The sequence below is a fragment of the Propionivibrio sp. genome (assembly GCF_029255185.1).
GTDB lineage: Bacteria > Pseudomonadota > Gammaproteobacteria > Burkholderiales > Rhodocyclaceae > Propionivibrio.
On sequence record NZ_JAPUVO010000061.1, the window covers coordinates 1 to 21022 of the forward strand.

The following is a 21022-nucleotide window of genomic DNA, read 5'->3' on the forward strand; positions in this document are numbered from 1 at the left end:
CCATGAGTCACCCCAAAAAGACAGAAAACTACACAATTCCAAACGCTGTGAACAGCCCCTCTGTAACTCATTGAGCGTAAACGATTATTTCTGTGGGTCGACGACAATGGCATTCGCATTTTGATGCAATTGCCCTGGCAGCGAGCAGAATAGGTTCTCATGTGACAATTTTTGTATTATAGTGACGTCGGCGGTTAGCCTTTTTCAGTTCCGCCGTCAAGCGTGGCTGTTTTTAAAGGGATTTTAACCTGGCATGGAATTTGAGTGCATAAACATCAACGGGCCATCCGTTTTACACCAGAAGGAGTCACACCATGAAAAAGTTACAAAAGGGCTTTACCCTGATAGAACTGATGATCGTTGTCGCGATTATCGGCATTCTGGCGGCCATCGCCATTCCGCAGTATCAGGATTACATCATTCGTTCACGTCTGGCAAAAGTAAACGCATCTCTAGACCCGATCAAGCTTGCCATTGCAGAGTATGCGCAATTCAATGGTGGATCGCTGGCCGCTTTAGCAGGTGCGGCCGACGTTACTGGTGCCGCTTGGACTAATCCGCAGACCTCCGGCGGTTTGGGCCTGGCAGGACAACCGACGCTTGCGCGCGAAGTTAGTAACATGGCCTTGGCTGCCGGAACAGGTGATATAACTTTGACACTACAATTTATCGGTACGTGTGCAGATGGCCTTAACTTAGCAATTGTACCAAACGTCGGCGCAACTGCGGTTACTTGGAATTACATTGGTGCTGGCACAACGCTAACCGGGGTATGCAGGGCCGAAGTAACCAAGTGGAGATGATTTGCTCTGAGTTTGGTTTTATTTGAACAAAAGCCCGCTGTAAGCGGGCTTTTGTTTGTCTGGATAAACAATGAATTTACGCGTTCTTTCAAGTCGGGGCGCCATGTCAATTTGCTTGGCGGGTGGTATTGCGCTGGCGATCGCGGCGCTCTATCTGCCGTTTTTAAGTAATCCAGCCGTTTTCGACGACCACAACCTCTTTAACAATCTGGATGTCTATGATGCCGCCCAAGTAGTTTTCTCTCGGTACACGCGAACCTTCCCCAATTTTACGATCGGTTTTATTCACGTCCTCGCCAGTGGTGACCTGACATGGAACCGTTACTTCGGTGCCGCTCTCCATGGCAGCGTGGTACTTTCGCTCTATTTCTTGCTCGCCCGGGCCATTGCCCGAGTTCCTGATGCCACCGATGATGCAAGAAAATGGCTGCCTGTTTTCGTCTGCCTTTGGATTGCGCTCAATCCGACCGCCGTCTACGCGGCCGGATATCTGATCCAGCGGACGATCGTTCTGGCAACCCTGTTTGCGATCGTCTCGATCAATCTCTACCTGCGCGCGCAACAGCGAGAAAGAAACGTCGACGTTCTCTCCGCTGCGCTGTTTTCCGGCCTGTCGATGATGTGCAAAGAGCATGCGCTGCTGCTTCCGTTCGCCACCGTTGCACTAACACCTTTGGGATGCGAGTGGAGCAGGGCGGCGGTCAGGCGCGCCCTGGGCTATCTTGCGTTGACTTTGCCGTGCTCTGTCTGGGCACTACTCTATCGTCCGATGATCGATCTGGGAACGAGCTACGAGATCTACACGGGCCAAGTGCTGTCGCAATTGGCCCGTTCCGGGGGGGGGCTTGATTTTCCCGGTGGCGTTTGGGCGATGAGCATCGCGACACAATTGTTGTTGTTCTGGAAATATTTGTTTCTCTGGGTCGTTCCCAATCCGCAGTGGATGTCGGCCGATTTGCGCATCAATTTTTCCGGTCTCTGGTCAAGTCGGTGGGCGTATGTCGGAGTATTCACTTCCTTGACCGTGTTTCTTGCCGCGGCTGTGATCTGGCTACGTACGCGGGCCGTGTCCAGGATCGGGCAATTGTCGGCGGTCCTGTTGTTCGCGGCGATTTCGTTCGTGGTTGAATTGTCTGTCGTGCGCGTGCAGGAGCCTTTTGTCATCTATCGCAGCTATCTGTGGATGCCGGCTTACGCGCTGTTACTTTGTTTCGCGTTGAGTTGGTGCGACGCCCGGATAACTCGGAGCGGCGCTCTTTCGCGGCGTCTCTACTGGGGTAGCCTGGTGCTGGCGTGTTTGGCACTGTTTCCTCTGGCGCAGGATCGTCTGCGCAGTTTTTCGAGCGAGGAAGCGTTGTGGCAGGATGCGCTGCTCAAATTGCCGCGCCCCGATGTTCCAGGCGCCGACCGCATCTACTACAACGTCGCTGGCGAAGCCTACAAACGCAAGGACTATGCCGAGGCGCTGCGGCTTAGCGAAAAAGTTATTGTGCAGAACCCTGTTGCTTTTCAGGGTTATCTGGCCAAAGGGACGAGCCTGCTGGCGTTGCGCGAGCTTGACGCTGCCTCACTCGCCTTTGACGAGGCCACGGCGCACCGACCGCCGCCAGAGTTCATGGGTTATATCGAGTTCAAGCGCTGTGGCGTGCTCGAAGCGCGTGGCGATCGTTCGGCGACGATCGCCTGCCTCAAGCGCTCGGCCAGGATGGGCTACGAGATGGCGCGCTTTCGCCTAAAAATGGCGGGGATAGAGGACGTGCGTTAAAGCCCGAAATCCGGCGGAATCACCGCCGTCAAAACCATCTGCGCCGTCCCTGGCCGCGTGCGCTTACTGAGCCACCAGAGCGCGCCCTTCTTGATCGTCCAGTTGGCTTCTTCACCGGAGAGGAGCAGCGCCGCGGCCTGGCCGAGGAGCGGCTGGTGTCCGACGACGAGAACGGCGCGCTCGCCGCCGTCCGGCCAGTCGATGGCGGCTAACAGGTTCGAGACCGTGCCGTCAGTGCCGAGGCGCTGGTCGGTGGTGAACGGCTGGCCGAGGGCGTGGGCGGTTTGCTGACAGCGCAGCGCCGGGCTGGACAGGATGCGCAGCTTCTTCGGCGCGTGTTGTTTTAGCCACTCGGCCAGTTGAGCGGCCTGCTTTTCGCCACGAGCAGTGAGCTTGCGCTTCAGGTCGGGGGCACCCTGTTCAGCTTCGGCGTGCCGCCAGAGCAGAATATCCATAAAGTATTTCCGGGCCGCTTAGTGATCGTAACAGCGCAGTTTCTCGACGTCGGGGATAGTGATCTTGCGGCCTGCAACGATGATCAGTCCCTTTTCGGAAAGTTCGTGCAGGATGCGCGAGAAGTGTTCCTGGGTAAGGTTCAGGCGCGAGGCAATCACTCCCTTGTTGGTCGGCAGGGTGACGACCAGCGACTTGACGTCGCTTTCCATGTTCTCGCGCAGCAGGTAGCCGATGATGCGCTGGCGACCTGAGTGCAGCGAATACGATTCGACGTCGGTAATCAGGTGATGCAGGCGGAGCGAGAGCCCGGCGATCATTTTGCGGCCGAGTTTGGGGTCTTTTTCCAGCTCTTCGAGGATGACGGTTTTCGAAATGTGCAGCAGCAGCGAATCGGAGAGCGCCTGCGCGAAAACCATATAGGGTTTTTCCATGAACATCACGGCTTCGCCAAAGGAGTGGCCTTGGCTAAGGATGTCCACCACCTTCTCGCCGCCTTGCGCTGAGGTGAAGGCCAGTTTTACCTGGCCATAGACGATCAGGTGGAAACCCGTCGAGACGTCGCCCTTATGAAACAGGATGTCGCCGCGAACCGCGTTGACCTCGCGCGTTCCACGGGCGATACGGGCGATTTCATCCTTTTCGAGACCATTGAACAATGGCACATGCGAGAGCAGCGCCTCGATGTTGATACTCTGATTCCCATGCATGCGCGGCCTTCGAAATGACGTCAGTTTGCCGTGACGGTCGGCAACGGCGCAGGCGGCTCGACCCTGGGGGCGGCAGTAAATACCAGCGCGTCCTGGCGCATTTCGAAAGCACCCAGCAGCGGCCCGAGGCCGTCTTCCGGAACCTTGTCCAGATTGGCGAAACCTTCACAGGTGCGGGTTTCGACGACGAACATGCGCCCGTCCTGTTTGAGAATCCAGGCGTTGTTGCCCGGCGAATAGACCTCGACCCTGGCGTTAAGCCCGGCCTCTGACATTGGATGGCGACGCATGCAGTCCGGCATGCGCGCTGCGACAATCGAGTATTTCGCCGTTTTCTGCCACGGGTAACTGGTCACCCGAATCAGGCTCAGGGAATGGGCGCTACCCTTGATCTGATAGGTCGCACGCAAGTCAGAGCAGGCGGTGAGCACTGGCAACAGGAGCAAGAACAGCCATGTTCGGAGCAGCATCACTGAAAACCTTTCAAAACATTCGCAGGTTAAACTGCCCGTAAACGTATGGATAACCCGGGTGCGTTTAAATTTGTTGGTCAAAGAAGCCTAATCCCAATAACACTACCGTAAGCTGAATATCAGCCATTTCTTTTTTTTGCCACAAGTGGTTGCAAGAGCAACGCAGGATGGCACGTCGTCCCGGCGACCGCCGGGACCCAGCTCGGAGCGCCATTCTGGACACCGGCTTGCGCCGGTGTGACGGTCGCTGGCAACAACCACCAACAGTTTTAAACGCACCCGGATAACCCCCCGTCCGGCGTAGGCCGGAATCCAGTGGCACACTTCTGGATTCCGGCTTGCGCCGGAATGACGCAAATTGGCGACTGGTCAAGCAAGCAGTGCCCAGTGTAGCGATTCTCCGGCGCGCAGTGGAACCAATGTGTCGCCATCAGCATAAGGGAAAGCTTCCGGCAGCGTCCAGCGCTGCTTTTCCAGTGTCACTTTGGCGGTATTGCGTGGCAGGCGATAAAAATCTGGGCCGTTGAAACTGGCAAAGGCTTCCAGCCTGTCGAGCGCACCTGCCGCAGCGAAGGCTTCGGCATAGAGTTCCAGCGCTGCTGGCGCCGTGTAGCAACCGGCGCAACCGCAGGCCGTTTCTTTGGCGCCGCACGCGTGCGGCGCCGAATCGGTGCCGAGAAAAAACTTTCCGTTATCCGAAATGGCTGCGCTGACCAGCGCCTGGCGGTGACTTTCGCGCTTTAACACCGGCAGGCAGTAGTAGTGCGGACGCAAACCGCCAAGAAAAATCGCGTTGCGGTTATAGAGCAGATGATGCGCGGTGATGGTCGCCGCCACATTGGAGCCGGCGGCGGCGACAAACTGCGCCGCCGCCTTGGTGGTGATGTGCTCGAACACCACGCGCAAGCCTGGATAGCGTGTCAGCAGAGGCTGCAAGACCGTGTCGATAAAGACGTTCTCACGGTCAAACAGGTCGATGGCCGGATCGGTCACTTCGCCGTGGACCAGTAGCGGGAGTCCGAGCCTCTCCATCTGTGCGAGCGCTGTGTCGCACTTGACGAGGTCGCTCACCCCGGCATCCGAATTGGTCGTCGCCCCGGCCGGATAGAGTTTGACGGCCTTGACGAAGCTGCTCTGCGCGGCGCGCCGGATCTCGTCCGCCGGTGTGTTGTCGGTGAGGTAAAGCGTCATCAGGGGTTCAAAACTCAAGCCTGTCGGCAAGGCAGCGAGTATGCGCTGGCGATACGCTGCAGCCGCGTCGACAGTAGTCACCGGCGGTCGCAGATTGGGCATGACAATGGCACGGGCAAATTGTCGTGCGCTATGCGGCAGGACGGCAGCCAGCGCGGCGCCGTCACGCAGATGGAGATGCCAGTCGTCGGGGCGGGTGATGGTGATTTGCATGATTGTGTTCGCAATGGGATAGGCGATTTTAGATTAAAAGCAGTCAAGCGCAACGGGCACCAGCGCTACTTCAACGACAAGGCCAGTTCATACAGCGCATTTTTCCCAACACCGGTTATGGCCTGCCCCAGCTTCGCCGCCTGCTTGACTGGCAAGCCTTCGGCGAGCAGCAGCTTGAGCACGCGCTCGCCTTCACCATCATCGCCGACGGGCATTGCGCCTGAGACGAGCAGTACGAATTCGCCACGTTGGCGGTTGGCATCGGCGAGCAGCCAGTCGTGCGCCCCACCCAGCGGACCGCTGTGTATCGTCTCGAACAGTTTGGTCAGCTCGCGAGCCATGACTAGCGTGCGTTGCGGGCCGAGTACCGCAGCCAGCGCAGCGACTGTTTCCAGGATACGATGCGGCGCTTCATAAAAGACCAGGGCGTAGGGCAAGGCCGCCAGTCCGCGCAGCGCATCTTCGCGCTGCCTGGCTCGAGCCGGCAAAAAACCGTAGAAGAGAAAATGCGGCTCAGTGAGCCCGGAGGCCGACAGGGCAGTGACGGCAGCGCAGGGGCCCGGCAGCGGCACCACGCGGAAACCGGCCAGGCGCACCCGCGCCACCAGCCGTGCCCCAGGGTCGGAAACAGCCGGCGTTCCGGCGTCGGAAACCAGCGCTACCGATTCACCCTCGGCCAGGTGTTCGATCACCTGCTGAGCCGCTGCTTCTTCGTTATGCTCGTGTGCTGCCAGCAGTCGGGCGGTGCAGCCGTAATGCCTGAGTAGTGGCGCGCTATGGCGCGTATCCTCGGCCGCCACCCAGGCTACCCGACGCAGGACATCAATGGCGCGCTGCGTCATGTCGCCCAGATTTCCAAGCGGCGTCGGGACTACATATAATGCGGGAGAGTCTTCCGTCATGGCGGTCATTTAATCAATGGGCGACAACAATACCACGAGCGAATGGACTAAAGTCAGCCGCAAAGCCAGTGACGGAGGCAAACTCGCCGAAGATCTGTCCGCCCGTTTTCTCGAACAGCGGGGCCTGGCGGTGCTGACCCGCAATTTCCGTTGTCGTGGCGGTGAAATCGATCTTGTCTGCCGCGACGGAAAAGCCATCGTCTTCGTCGAAGTACGCCTGCGTCGCAATGACGACTACGGTGGCGCGGCGGCGAGCATCACCGCGCGCAAACAACGACGCATCATTCTGGCGGCCAAGCTTTATCTCGCAGCGCACGGCAAAACCGAGTGTGCTTGTCGCTTCGATTGCGTATTGCTCGATGGTGAAAAAATCGTCTGGGTACGTGATGCGTTTGCTGCAAATTAGCCTGCTCCTGCTCGGCATGGGTCTGGCGCACTGCGCCGGGGCCGAGTCGGTAAAAATCCTCGTTCAGAGCTCGCCGCTGGCCGGCAGCCAATACTATGCCGCCGCCAGGGTATGGCCGCAAATCAGGCTGGGCGACCGCCTGACCCTGAGCCGCGAGCCGGGCAACCGCCACGACCGCAATGCGGTCCGCGTCGACTGGAACGGCCAGCAACTCGGCTACGTCCCGCGTGCCGAGAACCGCGCCGTGGCACGGGCGCTCGACGCTGGAGAGAAGCTCGAAGCGCGTGTTGCGAAATTGCGTGACGACCCCAATCCCTGGCGGCGCGTCGAGTTTGAGGTCTATCTGGTGCTCTGATGTTAGACTAGGCACCCGTTTAACCTTGACAACACCCCTACCATGGATTTGATTTCACGTATCGGCCAGCACTTCCAGGACAGCGCCCAGACCAAACTCGACGCCAGCGAAATGCTCGCCGCCCCGATCGCCCAGGCCGCCGAACTGATGGTCGGCTGCCTGCTCGGCAACGGCAAAATTCTGGCCTGCGGCAACGGCGGCTCGGCTGCTGATGCACAGCACTTTGCCGCTGAACTGGTCGGCCGTTTCGAGATGGAGCGCCAGGGGCTGGCAGCGATTGCGCTGACCACCGACAGTTCGATCCTGACCGCAGTCGCCAACGACTATGGTTACCCGGCAGTCTTTGACCGCCAGGTGCGCGCACTCGGCCAGTCCGGCGACGTGCTACTGGCCATCTCGACCTCGGGCAACTCGGCCAGCGTCATTGAAGCCATTCACGCGGCCCATGACAACGAACTGCACGTCGTTGCCCTGACCGGCAGAGGAGGTGGCGAAATCGCCGGCTTGTTGCGCGACACAGACGTCCACATTTGCGTCCCCAGTGAGCGTACGGCACGTATTCAGGAAGTCCACTTACTGACCGTCCACTGCCTGTGTGATGGCATTGACTGTCTGCTGCTAGGAGTTGAAGAATGAAAAAAAATGTCATTGCCGCGCTGCTGCTCGGCGCCACCGTCCTTCCCGCTCTGCAGGGCTGCTTCCCGATGGTCGCCGCAGGCGTCACCACCGGCGTTCTGGCGACCATGGACCGGCGCTCGCTAGGCACCCAGACCGAAGATGAATCGATCGAATGGAAAGCCAGTTCCCGCGTTGGCGACAAGCTCGGTGACAAGGCACATCTGAACTTCACCAGCTTTAACCGCAAGGTGCTGATGACCGGTGAGGTGCCCAGCAGTCTGGACAAGGCCGAAGCTGAACGCATCGTCACCGGCATTACCAACGTCCAGGGCGTCTATAACGAACTGGCCGTCGGCCCCGTCTCCTCGTATTCGGAGCGCAGCAACGACTCCTTCATCACCTCCAAGGTCAAGAGCCGCTCGGTCGATTCCGGAAAATTCAACCCGGTGCACGTCAAAGTCGTCACTGAGGCCGGCGTAGTCTTCCTGCTCGGGATGGTCACTCAGCCCGAGGCCGATTCGGCGATCGGCGTTGCGCGCACCACCGCCGGGGTCAAGAAGGTGGTCAACCTGCTGGAGATCATCACTCCGGCGCAGGCCAGGGAGCTCGACCTGACCCAGTCGAGTAACGGCAAGCCAACGGCTGTGAAAGCCCCTTAATGACGAAATAAAGGAGAAAGAAAATGATCGACAACCCCGTTCGCTGGTTTGAAATTTACGTGCAGGATATGGCGCGTGCAAAATCGTTCTATGAATCCGTCTTCCAGGTAAAGCTCGAAAAACTCAATACCCCAGATGCTGAAATTGAAATGTGGGCCTTTCCGATGCAGATGGGGCGCATGGGGATCACCGGTTCGCTGGTCAAGATGAACGGCGTTCCTTCAGGAGGCAACAGTACGCTGGTGTACTTCGCTTGCGAGGATTGTGCAGTCGAGGCGGCGCGTATCGCGCAATTCGGTGGGCGCGTTGAGCGGGCGAAGTTTTCCATCGGCGAGTACGGCTTCATTGCGCTGACGCTCGATAGCGAGGGGAACATGATCGGTCTACATTCGATGCAATAGCGTGTGGCATTCGCAGGCTAAATGACGACCTGTGAGCCCAACTCAACGACCCGGTTCGACGGAATCTTGAAGAAGGCGGTGAGACTGCTGGCGTTGCGGAACATGACGGCGAACAGCAGAATGCGCCAATACGCCATTGCTCCGCCGAAGCGCGGAACCAGCGTCTCTCTGCCGAGGAAGAATGAAGTGTCCATCATGTCGAATTCCAGCCCGAAATGTGCGCACAGGGCGAGCGCCGCCGGCAGGTCAGGCTCATCCTTGAAACCATACTGGACCGTCACCTGCCAGAAGCGCTCACCAAGCTCAGCAACCTCGACCCGGTCAATCTCGGGCACATAGGGCACGTCAAAGATGCGGATGGTGACGATCACCATGCGCTCGTGCAGCACCTTGTAGTGCTTTAAACTGTGCAGCATGGCGCGCGGCACGCCTTGCGGCCGGCCGGTCATGAAGACGGCGGTTCCCGGAACGCGCGCCGCGCCACCCAGCGCCAGACTTTCGATGAAAGGCGCGAGTTCGATCGCGTCCTGCCCCAGTTTGTCGTGCAGCAGTTCGCGTCCCCGCTTCCACGTCGTCAGCACGGCGAAGACGAGCAGACCGAAAGCCAGCGGGAACCAGCCGCCAGCGATAATTTTGGTCGAATTGGCCGAGAAGAAGGCCATGTCAATCAGCACAAAAGGCAGAATGCAGCAGAATGCCTGCCAGGATTTCCATCCCCACTGATTGCGGGCGACGACAAAAACCAGCAGGTTGGTGATCAGCATGGTGCCGGTGACGGCGATGCCATAGGCCGCCGCAAGATTGCTTGACGAGCCAAAGCCGAGCACCAGAGCGATCACCGAAGCGAGCAGCAACCAGTTGATGGCTGGCAGATAGATCTGGCCCATCTCACTTTCCGAGGTGTGACGCACCTGAAAGCACGGCAAATAGCCCAGTTGCATGGCCTGCAAGGTCATCGAAAAAGCGCCGGAAATCACCGCCTGCGAAGCAATGACGGTAGCCACGGTAGATAGCATAACCAGCGGGAAAAGCGCCCAGCCAGGCGCCAGCAGATAAAACGGATTTTCGATTGTTGCCGGGTCGCTCAGGAGCAGTGCGCCCTGGCCGAAATAATTGAGCAGCAAGGCCGGCAATACCATGGCGAACCAGGCCCGTTGAATCGGCTTGCGCCCGAAGTGCCCCATGTCGGCGTACAGCGCCTCGCCGCCAGTGAGGACCAGAACCACCGCGCCAAGCGAGAAAAAACCCAGGCGCGGATTAGTGATCAAAAAGCACGCGCCCCAAACCGGATTGAGCGCCCGCATGACACCCGGTTCAGCAATGATATTGATCAAACCGAGCACGGCCAGTACGCCGAACCAGATCAGCATCACCGGCCCGAACAAGCGGCCAACGCTAGCCGTTCCGTGACGCTGGAGGACGAAAAGAAAAACCAGAACGAGCAGCACCAGCGGAATGACAAATGGTTTGAAGGTCGGAGTCATGACCTCGAGCCCCTCGACTGCCGAGAGCACCGAAATGGCCGGGGTGATCACCCCGTCGCCATAAAACAACGCGGCGCCGAAGAGACCGAGGGTGACAATCGCATTGCGTCGCCAAGAGCCCTCCTTTTCCTTGTGCAAAGCCAGCGCCATCAGGGCCATGATGCCACCTTCGCCGCGGTTGTCGGCGCGCATGATGAAGAGGACGTACTTGCCGGTCACCACCATCATCAAGGCCCAGAAAACCAGCGACAGGATGCCGAGCACGTTATCCGTGGTGATCGGTATCGGGTGATGCGGACTGCCGAAGACCTCCTTGAGGGCATAGAGCGGGCTGGTGCCGATATCGCCATAAACGACGCCGAGCGCAGCGAGCGCTAGAGCATTGAGTCGTTTTCGGTCAGACGGTGCTGAATGACTCATCAAATGGATCCGGAAAGATTGAACCTGAAACTCATTTACTCATCGCAAAGACGACTGAAATCACGGCAAGAAGCGGTAGCCGACACCGGTTTCGGTCAGTAGATACTTTGGTTGCGTCGGGTCGTCTTCGAGTTTCTGGCGCAGGTGGCCGACATAAACCCGCAGGTAGTGATAGCTCTCGACACTTGACGCTCCCCACACGTCGCGCAGCAGGTGACGCTGGGTCATGACCTTGCCGGTATTGGCCAGCAGTACGCAGAGCAGGCGATATTCGATCGGCGTCAGGTGCACCACTGCGCCGCTACGCGTTACAAGGCGTCGCGAGAGATCGACCCGCACCGCGCCAAAGTCGATGATCGGTGTCGCCGCCTCGCCGCCCCGACTCTGTCGTCGCAGCAGGGCGCGCGCCCGGGCGCGCAGTTCGCCCACGCCAAAAGGCTTGGTTAGATAGTCGTCGGCGCCGACGTCGAGCGCCTGGATCTTGTCCTTTTCGTGCGCACGCGCCGAAAGAACGAGGATAGGCACATCCGACCAGCCGCGCAGGTGACCGATGAAATCGATGCCGTTGCCATCGGGCAGACCGAGATCAAGAATCACCAGATCGGGCTTCTGCTCACCTGATTGAAGCAGGCCCTGCGCCGATGTTGCCGCCTCAAAGACGCGGCAGCCCTCGTCTTCAAGCGCTGTGCGCACAAAGCGGCGAATCAGCATTTCGTCCTCGACGATCAGGACCACTGGGGCGACACGTGCACATTCGTTCAAAATTTCGCTCACGGCTGGCGCTCGCCATGCTGGAAAATGACGTCCTCTTCGATAAGCGGCGGCAGGCCAAGAGGCAGGCTAAAGGTCACACAAGCACCGCCCGGTGCGCGATTGGCCGCCGTAATCGTACCGGCATGGGCGTCAATAATGGCTTTGCAAATCGCCAGACCAAGGCCGACGCCCGGGGTGGACGACTCCAGCTCGCCACGCACGAACATCTCGAACGTTGCGCTGTTTTTTTCCACGGCAAAGCCCTGCCCGCTATCGCAGACGGCGACCTCAACCCTGTCGTCCCGCGCCTGCACGACGATCTCGATGGGTGAACCCGGCGGTGAATATTTCGCGGCATTTTCCAACAGATTGCAGAGCACCCGTTCAATCAGCACGGCGTCAAACTCGACCAGCGGGAAATCCTTGGCCAGCGACACCTTGACCGGGTGCTCGGCCAGCGCGCGGCCGAGCAGCTTGATGCTGGCGCCGATGACTTCCTCAATGGGCTGCCATTCTTTTTGCAGCGTTATGTCGCCTGCATGCAGACGAGCCATGTCGAGCAGATTGCCGACCAGGCCGGCCAGCCGTTCGGCCTGCTGGCGAATGGCTTCGGCCGTTTCCTGCGCCACCTCGCCCAGCGGCGGTTTACTGACGGTCAGCGAATCGGCCAGCCCAACCAGCGCCGTCAGCGGGGTGCGCAGGTCGTGCGAAATGGCGGAAAGAATCGAGCTGCGCAGGCGTTCCGAAACCACCTGCACTTGGGTATGCTGGGCGACCTCGACGTAATGCAGGCGCTCGACGGCAATGGCGGCCAGCGAAGCCATCGTTTCCAGCCGCTCGCGCTGGTCGAGCAAAGTCTCGGCACAAGAATCCGCCGGCACCACCGCGATGACGCCACGCACGCGCATTGGCGCCTTCAACGGCAGGTAGAGAACGGCGTAGCCGCTGTCGGCCAGTTGCGGGCATTCGACGGGTTTGCCACCGTCAAAGCTCATGATCGCCAAGCGCGGCTCGATCTGCAAACGGACGTCTTGCTGCCCGGCGCAGGGCTGCAAACTGCCCGTGCTGTCGGGCAGAAGAATCATGGCATCGGCGTCAAGCACGCTGCGCAGGAACTTGCGCGTGATTTCGGCGACCTGCTCGACCATAAGCGCCCCCGACAGGTCGCGCGCCATTTCGTAGAGTGCACGTGATCGCAGGGCCTCGCGGTCTGATTCATCGGCCTGCTGGCGCAGACCGCCGGTCAGCCGGCCAGTAATGAGCGCCACGGCAAGCATGACGACAAAAGTGACCAGATACTGCCCATCTTGCACTTCAAGGGAAAAGCGCGGCGGAACGAAGAAGAAATCAAACAGCCCGACACTGAGGAAGGCAGCCAGCAAGGCCGCTTCCAGACCGAGGCTGACCGCAACGAGCAGCACCGTGAGCAGAAATAGCATCACGATATTGGCCGGATCCAGAAAACCGAGCAAAGGCGTAGCGATCAGCGTCGTTGCCGCGCAGGCGAGGACAGCCAATACGAAGCGCTGCCAAGTGGCAAGTGAGGACATCGTCATTTTCCCGAATAATCCGCCTGCAATCAAGCGTTCGGCGATTGTCCCGCGCTGAAAGTAAAAATGGTGTAAAGATTGGGCTGGCGAAACATCAATCGAAGTAGCTGCGCGCCGCTTCGAAACGCTGAGCGTAGTAGTTGGCATTCATCTGATCGATGCGCACCCGGCCGTTACCCGAAGGTGCGTGGACGAAGCGGTTTTCTCCGATATAAACACCGACGTGCGAGAACGGTGCGTTGCGCGTATTGAAGAAAACCAGGTCGCCCGGACGTAGGCTGGCGCGCTCGATCGGGCGACCCTTGCCAGCAATGTCGGCGGCGCTGCCGCCAATCTTCAGCCCCGCGCCATGGCGGTAGATGTAGGACACCATACCGCTACAGTCGAGCCCGGCTTCAGGATTCTTTCCGCCAAAACGGTAGCCGGTGTCGATCAGGCCGAGAGCGAACAACGCAACTTCATTGCCCTTCTCGCTGAAAGCGGCGCGCTGGGCATCGGGCGGAGGTGGTGCGCTCGCGCACGCCGCTAGAAGCAGGAGCAGCCCACCGGCGATCAGAGTTCGGATCTGCATAACAATCGCTGCTACACCCCGTTCTGCTTGAACCATGCGAGCAGCCGCTGCCAGCCGTCGGCGGCTTCCTGCGGGCGATAGCTTGGCCGGTAATCGGCGTGAAAGGCGTGCGGGGCGTCAGCATAAACGTGGATCGCTGATGCCTTGCTGGCCGCATTGCCGGAATCGACTAGCGCCTTGCGCATCTGTTCCAGCGAATCGAGCGGAATACCCTGGTCCTGCCCGCCGTAAAGCCCCAGCACCGGCCCCTTCAACTGGTCGGCAATATCGATCGGATTTTTCGGGGTCAGATCGCTGACCGGCCCGACGATGCGTCCGTACCACGCCACGCCGGCCTTTACCTGCGGGTTGTGCGCGGCGTACAACCAGGTGATGCGTCCGCCCCAACAAAAGCCGGTGATGCCAAGTCGGGCGCTATCGCCGTCATGCGCTTTGGCCCAGGCGACGCAGGCGTCCAGATCGGCCAGCACCTGCGCGTCTGGCACCTTGCTGACCAGAGTGCTAATCAGTTCCTGAACATTGGTGTATTGCCGCGGGTCGCCCTGACGCGCATACAACTCGGGGGCGATGGCCAGATAGCCCTGCTTGGCGAGACGCCGGCAAACATCCTTGATGTGTTCGTGCACGCCAAAAACTTCCTGCACGACCAAAATGACCGGGAAATTGCTCCCTTTGGCTGGCTGAGCGCGGTAGGCGGGCATCTCGCCACCAGCGACGGGCACCTTGATCTCGCCAGCAATCAGGCCGCTGGCATTGGTGGTGATCACCGCTTGCGCCATAACCGGTTGCACCGCGAGCGCAAAACCCGCCCCCAGCGCCGAGACAATGAAACTGCGACGACCGAACGGAATAGCGGGAACGAGACTGTCAAAATCAGCACTTGGCCTGGCATCTTGAATCATGTGTATTTCCTCGGCAGGTGAGAGGTTTGTGTATCATGGGAAAACCTGAATTCCATGGACACGGAGAAGCGCAATGAATTCCCTTGGCGGCTACAACATCGAAGATCTGCAACCCGGCATGAGCGCCAGTGTGGCGAAAACAGTCACCGAAGCCGACGTGGTACTGTTTGCCGGAATCTCGACCGACGTCAATCCAGTACATCTGGACGAAGAGTTTGCAAAAACAACCCAGTTTGGCGGACGCATTGCGCAGGGCATGCTGTCTGCCGGTTTCATCTCGGCCGTGCTGGCCAACAAACTGCCCGGCCCAGGCACCGTCTATCTTGGGCAGACGCTTAAATTCAAGGCGCCGGTGCGCATTGGCGATACCGTCCGGGCGACCGTCACGGTGCGTGAAGTCACCACTGGCAAACGACGCTGCGTCCTCGACTCGGTGTGTTCGGTTAATGGCAAAACCGTGATTGAAGGCGAATCGACGATGTATTGCACGACTGCGGCTTGAGCCTCGAAACTTCAGTTCGCCGCCAGGCAGACCCGGTTGCGGCCCTGCTGCTTGGCGGCGTACAGCGCCTGATCAGCCGCCGCCACGGCCTGACTGGCCTGCGACTGCCGTTCAGGCAGGAGCGAGGCCACGCCGATGCTCACCGTCACGTACTCAGCCACCGTTGATGCACAGTGCGCAATGTTCAGCGCAGATACCGCCGCACAAATACTGAGCGCGACTTTGTGCGCGCCCTGAATCGCCGTGTTCGGCAGAACCACGACAAATTCCTCGCCGCCATAGCGCGCCAGCAGGTCCACCGACCGCACCATCTTGGCTGCCGCGGCCCTGGCTACCGCTTGCAGGCAGGCATCTCCGGCCTGGTGCCCGTAATGATCGTTGTAGTTTTTGAAAAAATCGACATCGATCATCAGCAGAGCGACCGGACTGCGTTCACGAATGCCACGATTCCAGTCCTCACTGAGCCGGGCGTCAAAAAAATCCCGGTTGGCGATACCGAGCAAACCATCCGTCTGCGCATAAACTTCGAGTTTCTGGTTGGCCACCATCAACGCCGCGTTGGCCTGTTGCAACTCGGCGGTGCGCGCGGCAACCCTTTGTTCAAGAAAACGGTTTGCCGAAATCAGCTCAAGATTCAAACGGAACACCACCTGGTAAGTGTTGCGCAGCGCCTTGATCATGGCCTCGGCGCTCTTGTCCCGGGGCCTGAGCAATTCCAGTTCAAAGGCCCGCTCCGGCGTCTCATCTCGGCCGATCGAGTCCAGTTGTCGCGCCATCGACTGATCAACACCGAGAACGTGTGCACACAACCAGGAGGTCAGAAAGGACAGGAAGACTTCCGCCGGGTTGCTCAGTGCCGCCCGGGCGCCCCACAAGGCGCGCACCTGCCCGATGAAATCATCATGCAGTTTGAGGTGCAGCATGACGTGCCGGGCATCAACGCCCTGCCCCTGCATCAAGGCCTGCTCGACCGTAAAGTGATGCTGCGCATAGTCCATCAACTGCGAAAAAACGCTTTCCACGGTATTGTCGGCCGTCCCCTGCTCCCCCTCCCTCTCCGTCAGTGATTCACTCAACCGGTTGAACAGATCAACCAGCCCGTGGTGCTGCTCATCAATCGGACCGACGCCGGTATAAAACTCTTCCCCCCATACGAAGGTTTGCATGACTCGACCTTAGCGTGCCTTTGAGAAAGTCGCTCAGCGCATGAAGCGGAAGTAGGCAATCAACTGCCGCAAGCTCGAAGCACCGGCCTTCATCTCCACTGTTTTCTCGGTCACCGCGGAAATCGCCACGGTTGTCTTCTCGATACCGGCGACGATGTCCTCGACCTGGCCGGCGATTTCATTCCCCGCGGCCGCCTGCTGACGCGTTCCGTCGGAAATATGCCGGGAAATAGACGCTACTTCCTCGCCGTGGTGGGCTACCGAATCGAGCCCGCTACGCGCCGAGTTCATCGCCACATCGGTACTGGCGACGTGTGTTCCCGCCGCTTCCATAGTGCCCAGCACAAGTTGCGTAACACGCTGAATCTCCTGAACGCTGGTCGCAATCTCAATCGTTTGCCGGCTTGATTGCTCGGCCAGTTTCCTTACCTCATCCGCCACCACGGCAAAACCGCGGCCCGCTTCTCCGGCTCGCGCCGCCTCGATGGCGGCATTCAGTGCCAGCAGGTTCGTTTGATCAGCAATACCGCGAATGACATGGCTGACGCGATCAATGGCAAGGATGGACTGGGAAAGCTCAGCCATCGTCTTGCTGGCATCCCCAACGGTAGACACGACATTGGCCGTCGCCGCCATGCTTTGGCCCATGCTCGAAGACGCCTGGCCGAGCAATCCGTGCGATGCCTCAACGGCCTGCGTTGCCTGCTGCGCACTGTCGGCAATTTCATTGACTGAAGCGACCAGTTGCTCGACCGCAGCCGCAATGCGGCTCACGGCGTCGGATTGTGCCAATGTTACACGGCGGGTATTTTCCATTTCACTGCTCAGCGCCTGGGCACCCTCGCCCATCAGGTCAGCCGACTCGGAAATTTCGGCCATCATCGCCTTAATATGCGTCTGCATGGTAATCAGTGAATTGTTGAGTTTGCCCAGCTCATCCTCGCGCGTCAGGGGGATATCGTCGGTCAGGTCGCCCTGAGCGATGTTGTCAAGTCGGCCAACAATCCGGTCGATGACGGTCAGCACCTGACTTTGCCCGACTAGCAGCGCAATACTGGCAGCGATGCCGGTGATGCCAAAGAATTGAAGCAGCGTCCGGACTGCATCCGGCGAAAAGCCAATCGACGAACCGGATTGATAGACCACCCAGCCGACAATCTGCATACCCAGCAACAGAGAAACCAGGCCGTTGAGCTTGACTTTCAGTGAAATGCGTTTCCACCAGACCGTCTTCGGAAGCGACGCCTGGCCGTCTTTCAACTGTTGATAGAAGGCCTCGGCCTGCGCGATCTGCTGCTTGCTCGGTGCCGTGCGCACCGACATGTACCCGATGATTTCGCTGGCCTTGAGGACCGGGACAACCAGCGCATCAACCCAATAGAAATCACCGTTCTTGCACCGATTTTTTACGATGCCGCGCCAGGGGCGCCCCTCCTTGACCGTATCCCACAGCCACTGAAAAGCGCCGGGCAGCATGTCCGGGTGACGAACCAGGTTGTGGTTCTTGCCAATCAATTCTTCGCGCGTAAAACCGCTTATCTTGACGAAGGTCTCGTTAACGTAAGTGATCGACCCTTTAAGATCGGTGCGTGAAACGATGTAGTGCCCTTTCGGAAACGGCACCTCAGTCGTGGTGATCGGCAGGTTGGTTTTCATAAACGACTCTCCATATTGGCGAATTGGTGTTACCAACCCGGATTCTCAGTCATATACGCCGGCTTGTCATGACATAATCGAAAGAGTAGCTGAAAAATAAGGCACTTGGGCCTCCGTAACCGTCAAAGCTCACATTCCCAAACCCAACTCACATCAAGACAATGTCGTATTGTTCCTGCGCATAGCTGGGTTCGGCCTGTACCGAGATGGGCTTGCCGATAAAGTCGGAGAGCATGGCCAGTCCCTGAGACTCTTCGTCAAGAAAAATATCGATCACTGAAAGGCTGCCGAGCACGCGAAATTCGCGGGCGTTGAACTGCCGCGCTTCACGCAGCAGTTCGCGCAGAATCTCGTAGCACACGGTACGCGCCGTCTTGACTTCGCCACGACCGCCACAGGTGGGACATTCCTCGCACAGCACGTGGGCCAGCGATTCGCGCGTGCGCTTGCGCGTCATTTCAACCAGGCCAAGCGCGGTAAACCCATTGACCGTTAAGCGCGTGTGGTCACGCGCCAGCGCCTTGTTGAACTCGGCGAGAACGGCCAAACGGTGTTCATCACTATCCATATCGATAAAATCAGTAATGATGATGCCGCCAAGGTTGCGCAGGCGCAACTGGCGGGCGATGGTTTGCGCCGCTTCGAGATTGGTCTTGAAAATGGTGTCATCAAAGTTGCGCACGCCAACGAAACCACCGGTATTGACATCGATGGTTGTCATCGCCTCGGTCTGGTCGATGATCAGGTAGCCGCCCGATTTCAGTTCGACGCGGCGCGCCAGCGCCTTCTGGATTTCGTCCTCGACGCCGTGCAGGTCAAACAGCGGGCGCTCGCCAATGTAATGGTTGAGCAGCGGCGCAACCGTCGGCGTATATTCGGCGGCAAAGGCCGTCAGCTTCTGGAAGTTCTCGCGCGAGTCAATGACGATGCTCGCCGTTTCCGGGTTGACGAAATCACGCAGTACGCGCTGGCCGAGCGACAGTTCCTGATAAAGCAGCGCTGGGGCCGCAGCAGTTTTTGACTGCGCCTGAATGTCGTGCCAAATCTTGCGCAGATATTCAATGTCCTTGCTCAGCTCTTCTTCCGTGGCGCCCTCGGCCATCGTGCGCACGATAAAACCGCCCCCGTCGTCGCCGGGGACCAGGCGGGTTATTTTTTCGCGCAATGCCTCGCGTTCGACCTCGCTTTCGATGCGCTGTGAAATACCGATGCGTTTCTCCTGCGGCAAGTAGACCAGCATCCGCCCGGCCACCGACATCTGGGTCGACAGGCGTGCGCCCTTGCTGCCGATCGGATCCTTAATCACCTGCACGACAATACTCTGCCCCTCGAACAGGATGCGCTCTATGGGTCGGACAGGATCGTCACTGCCCCGCGGCTCCCAAATATCGGCAACGTGCAGGAATGCGGTTCGTTCCAGCCCAACGTCAATGAATGCCGATTGCATGCCGGGCAAAATGCGGACAATGCGTCCGACATAGATATTACCGACCAGCCCCCGGCTGGCGGTACGTTCGATGTGCAGCTCCTGAGCGACGCCCTGGTACATGACGGCAACGCGCGTTTCCTGCGGGGTAAAGTTGATCAGGATATCTTCGGACATAGGAGGGCGATCTGAAAAATGCGGTTAAAATCGGGGATTCAAAGAGCTCGCAGCATTCTACCCCTTCCCCCAGCAAAGCTTCCATGTCCAACGCTCCTGCCTTGCTCGCCCCCGAGTTGCTGGCTCCCGCCGGTTCGCTGACCATGATGCGCACCGCCTTTGCCTTCGCTGCCGACGCCGTCTATGCCGGACAGCCGCGCTACAGCCTGCGCGTGCGCAACAACGAATTCGGCAACATTGAAACGCTGGGCAACGCCATCGGCGAAGCGCACGCCGACGGCAAGCGCTTCTACGTTGTCAGCAACGTCCTGCCGCACAATGCCAAGGTCCGCACCTACCTGGCCGACATGGCGCCGGTGGTGGCTCTCAAGCCCGACGCGCTGATCATGGCCGACCCCGGCCTGATCGATCTGGTGCGCGAAACCTGGCCGGAAATGCCAGTGCATCTGTCGGTGCAGACCAATACCGTCAACTTTGCCGCCGTGCGCTTCTGGAAAAAACTCGGCGTCTCGCGCATCATTCTCTCGCGCGAACTGTCGCTCGACGAGGTCGCCGAGATCCGTCAGGAATGCCCGGACATCGAACTCGAAGTCTTCGTGCATGGTGCGCTGTGCATCGCCTACTCGGGCCGCTGCCTGCTCTCCGGCTATTTCAACCATCGCGACCCGAACCAGGGCACCTGCACCAACTCCTGCCGCTGGGATTACAAGGTCAAGGCGGGCCAGGAAGACGCCGGCGGTGATGTCCATGCCAAGGTCTGGCTGCTCGAAGAAAAAGAGCGCCCCGGCGAACTAATGCCGATCGAGGAAGACGAGCACGGCACCTACATCATGAACTCCAAGGACCTGCGTGCCATCGAGCATGTGCAGCGTCTGGTCGCGATCGGCATCGATTCGCTGAAGATCGAGGGCCGCACCAAGTCGCCCTATTATGCCGCGCGCACGGCCCAGGTTTATCGCCGTGCCATTGATGACGCCGTCGCCGGCCGCCCCTTCGACCCAACGCTGCTCGGCGAACTTGAGGGACTGGCCAATCGCGGCTACACCGACGGTTTTTACCAGCGCCACCACGACCACGAAATGCAGAACTACCTGCGCGGCCACTCCGAGTCCGGACGCAGCCTTTACGTTGGCGACGTGATCGCCTGGGACGCCGCACGCGGCCTGGGAGAGATCGAGGTGAGAAACCGCTTTGCAGTCGGCGACCGCATCGAGGTCATTCACCCCACGGGAAATTTTGAACTAACCCTGGCGCGCATGGAAAAAGCCGATGGCTCACCCATCAACGTCGCCCCGGGCAACGGCCACCGGGTCTGGATTCCACTCCCCGCCGAACTCCCCGGCGCCCTGCTGGCGCGCTTTGTTTAATGAAAGACCACGGCTGCGACCTCTTTCAACGCAGAGGCGCAGAGGGCGCAGAGACAAGCCCAACATTTACTCGTGTGAGTAGCTAATCTTTCGGAAACC

The 21022-nt window shown here is 59.2% G+C and carries 22 protein-coding genes; 9 read left to right on the forward strand and 13 right to left on the reverse strand.

What is annotated here, in order from left to right:
* Nucleotides 1–314: 314 nt before the first annotated feature.
* A complete protein-coding gene (locus Q1J43_RS02400) occupies nucleotides 315–803 on the forward strand; it encodes a prepilin-type N-terminal cleavage/methylation domain-containing protein (RefSeq protein WP_301100730.1) in 489 nt (162 codons plus the stop codon).
* Nucleotides 804–906: 103 nt separating this feature from the next.
* A complete protein-coding gene (locus Q1J43_RS02405; RefSeq protein ID WP_301100732.1) occupies nucleotides 907–2568 on the forward strand; it encodes a hypothetical protein in 1662 nt (553 codons plus the stop codon).
* On the opposite strand, the gene Q1J43_RS02410 is transcribed toward Q1J43_RS02405, so the two are convergent.
* The 5 genes from Q1J43_RS02410 to rsmI form a co-directional block, all read right to left on the reverse strand.
* Nucleotides 2565–3023: a histidine phosphatase family protein gene (locus Q1J43_RS02410; protein WP_301100734.1), complete on the reverse strand. Its 459-nt coding sequence runs from the start codon at nucleotides 3021–3023 to the stop codon at nucleotides 2565–2567. The genes Q1J43_RS02405 and Q1J43_RS02410 overlap by 4 nt on opposite strands.
* Nucleotides 3024–3041: 18 nt before the next feature.
* On the reverse strand, nucleotides 3042–3731 hold the full coding sequence (locus Q1J43_RS02415; protein WP_301100736.1) for a Crp/Fnr family transcriptional regulator: 690 nt from the start codon (nucleotides 3729–3731) through the stop codon (nucleotides 3042–3044).
* 20 nt (nucleotides 3732–3751) lie between these two features.
* Nucleotides 3752–4201, reverse strand: a complete 450-nt coding sequence (locus Q1J43_RS02420; RefSeq protein WP_301100737.1) for a hypothetical protein — start codon at nucleotides 4199–4201, stop codon at nucleotides 3752–3754.
* A gap of 372 nt (nucleotides 4202–4573) precedes the next feature.
* Nucleotides 4574–5611 carry a dihydroorotase gene (gene pyrC, locus Q1J43_RS02425; protein ID WP_301100774.1) on the reverse strand — a complete coding sequence of 346 codons (1038 nt, stop codon included), beginning with the start codon at nucleotides 5609–5611 and terminating at the stop codon, nucleotides 4574–4576.
* 62 nt (nucleotides 5612–5673) lie between these two features.
* On the reverse strand, nucleotides 5674–6510 hold the full coding sequence (rsmI, locus tag Q1J43_RS02430) for a 16S rRNA (cytidine(1402)-2'-O)-methyltransferase (RefSeq protein ID WP_301100776.1): 837 nt from the start codon (nucleotides 6508–6510) through the stop codon (nucleotides 5674–5676).
* A gap of 16 nt (nucleotides 6511–6526) precedes the next feature.
* Between rsmI and Q1J43_RS02435 the strand changes: the two genes are divergently transcribed.
* From Q1J43_RS02435 to Q1J43_RS02455, 5 genes are read left to right on the forward strand one after another with little or no spacing between them, the layout of a single operon-like run.
* Nucleotides 6527–6916: a YraN family protein gene (locus Q1J43_RS02435; RefSeq protein WP_301100738.1), complete on the forward strand. Its 390-nt coding sequence runs from the start codon at nucleotides 6527–6529 to the stop codon at nucleotides 6914–6916.
* Nucleotides 6897–7271, forward strand: a complete 375-nt coding sequence (locus tag Q1J43_RS02440; protein ID WP_301100739.1) for an HIRAN domain-containing protein — start codon at nucleotides 6897–6899, stop codon at nucleotides 7269–7271. Before Q1J43_RS02435 ends, Q1J43_RS02440 begins: the two co-directional genes overlap by 20 nt.
* 42 nt (nucleotides 7272–7313) lie before the next feature.
* Nucleotides 7314–7907: a phosphoheptose isomerase gene (locus tag Q1J43_RS02445; protein ID WP_301100740.1), complete on the forward strand. Its 594-nt coding sequence runs from the start codon at nucleotides 7314–7316 to the stop codon at nucleotides 7905–7907.
* A complete protein-coding gene (locus Q1J43_RS02450; RefSeq protein WP_301100741.1) occupies nucleotides 7904–8548 on the forward strand; it encodes a BON domain-containing protein in 645 nt (214 codons plus the stop codon). The genes Q1J43_RS02445 and Q1J43_RS02450 overlap by 4 nt, the downstream gene beginning before the upstream one ends.
* Nucleotides 8549–8571: 23 nt before the next feature.
* Nucleotides 8572–8949 (forward strand): VOC family protein, encoded by a 378-nt coding sequence (locus Q1J43_RS02455; RefSeq protein ID WP_301100742.1) that lies wholly within the window; start codon nucleotides 8572–8574, stop codon nucleotides 8947–8949.
* A 17-nt stretch (nucleotides 8950–8966) separates the two neighbouring features.
* On the opposite strand, the gene Q1J43_RS02460 is transcribed toward Q1J43_RS02455, so the two are convergent.
* From Q1J43_RS02460 to Q1J43_RS02480, 5 genes are all read right to left on the reverse strand, one after another.
* The gene (locus Q1J43_RS02460; protein WP_301100743.1) at nucleotides 8967–10853 is read right to left on the reverse strand and encodes a potassium transporter Kup; all 1887 of its coding nucleotides are present in this window, start codon (nucleotides 10851–10853) and stop codon (nucleotides 8967–8969) included.
* 60 nt (nucleotides 10854–10913) lie between these two features.
* The gene (gene kdpE / locus Q1J43_RS02465; protein ID WP_301100744.1) at nucleotides 10914–11627 is read right to left on the reverse strand and encodes a two-component system response regulator KdpE; all 714 of its coding nucleotides are present in this window, start codon (nucleotides 11625–11627) and stop codon (nucleotides 10914–10916) included.
* On the reverse strand, nucleotides 11624–13156 hold the full coding sequence (locus tag Q1J43_RS02470) for a DUF4118 domain-containing protein (RefSeq protein WP_301100745.1): 1533 nt from the start codon (nucleotides 13154–13156) through the stop codon (nucleotides 11624–11626). The genes kdpE and Q1J43_RS02470 overlap by 4 nt, the downstream gene beginning before the upstream one ends.
* A 94-nt stretch (nucleotides 13157–13250) precedes the next feature.
* Nucleotides 13251–13727, reverse strand: a complete 477-nt coding sequence (locus tag Q1J43_RS02475; protein ID WP_301100746.1) for a C40 family peptidase — start codon at nucleotides 13725–13727, stop codon at nucleotides 13251–13253.
* Nucleotides 13728–13738: 11 nt separating this feature from the next.
* Nucleotides 13739–14629, reverse strand: a complete 891-nt coding sequence (locus tag Q1J43_RS02480) for a dienelactone hydrolase family protein (protein ID WP_301100747.1) — start codon at nucleotides 14627–14629, stop codon at nucleotides 13739–13741.
* Between the two features lie 73 nt (nucleotides 14630–14702).
* Between Q1J43_RS02480 and Q1J43_RS02485 the strand changes: the two genes are divergently transcribed.
* Entirely contained in the window at nucleotides 14703–15131 is a 429-nt protein-coding gene (locus tag Q1J43_RS02485) for a MaoC family dehydratase (RefSeq protein WP_301100749.1), read from the forward strand.
* Nucleotides 15132–15142: 11 nt separating this feature from the next.
* On the opposite strand, the gene Q1J43_RS02490 is transcribed toward Q1J43_RS02485, so the two are convergent.
* The 3 genes from Q1J43_RS02490 to rng form a co-directional block, all read right to left on the reverse strand.
* A complete protein-coding gene (locus Q1J43_RS02490) occupies nucleotides 15143–16297 on the reverse strand; it encodes a diguanylate cyclase (RefSeq protein WP_301100750.1) in 1155 nt (384 codons plus the stop codon).
* Between the two features lie 33 nt (nucleotides 16298–16330).
* Entirely contained in the window at nucleotides 16331–17953 is a 1623-nt protein-coding gene (locus Q1J43_RS02495) for a methyl-accepting chemotaxis protein (RefSeq protein ID WP_301100751.1), read from the reverse strand.
* A gap of 148 nt (nucleotides 17954–18101) precedes the next feature.
* Nucleotides 18102–19556: a ribonuclease G gene (gene rng, locus Q1J43_RS02500; protein WP_301100752.1), complete on the reverse strand. Its 1455-nt coding sequence runs from the start codon at nucleotides 19554–19556 to the stop codon at nucleotides 18102–18104.
* An 83-nt stretch (nucleotides 19557–19639) separates the two neighbouring features.
* Here rng and yegQ point away from each other — a divergent pair, with 83 nt between their 5' ends.
* The gene (gene yegQ, locus Q1J43_RS02505; RefSeq protein ID WP_301100753.1) at nucleotides 19640–20923 is read left to right on the forward strand and encodes a tRNA 5-hydroxyuridine modification protein YegQ; all 1284 of its coding nucleotides are present in this window, start codon (nucleotides 19640–19642) and stop codon (nucleotides 20921–20923) included.
* The last annotated feature ends 99 nt before the right edge of the window (nucleotides 20924–21022 follow it).